1 pseudogene is annotated in these 335 nt (G+C 77.0%); it reads left to right on the top strand.

Features of this window, described 5'->3' with window-relative positions:
- Nucleotides 1–335: pseudogene (locus PUR71_RS00150) on the top strand (S1 family peptidase); the annotation flags it as partial.

The following is a 335-nucleotide window of genomic DNA, read 5'->3' as shown; positions in this document are numbered from 1 at the left end:
TCATGGCCCGCCTGGCCACCCCGCTGGACGGCATCACCCCCGCGACCGTGGTCGCCACAGACCCGACCGCCGGGGAGAGCCAGCGCGTGGCCGTCTACGGAAGCACCGCCACCGACTGGGCGCAGCTCAATCTCCACACCGCCACGCACACCGTCGGCGCCGTGGCCGCGGCCTCGGTCGACCCCGCGCCCGCCGCCGGCCAGTCCCCCGGCTGCCCGGGCGACACCGGAGCCCCGCTGCTGCGTGACAGGAACGGCACCACCGAGATCGCCGCCGTCGCCTCCCTCTCCTGGCAGGGCGGCTGCCTGGGCACCCCCGCCACCGAGACCCGCACC

The sequence above is a fragment of the Streptomyces sp. SP17BM10 genome, assembly GCF_036322405.1.
GTDB lineage: Bacteria > Actinomycetota > Actinomycetes > Streptomycetales > Streptomycetaceae > Kitasatospora.
The sequence above is the reverse complement of the archived record's forward strand: the minus strand, read 5'-3'. Positions and strand labels throughout refer to the sequence as shown.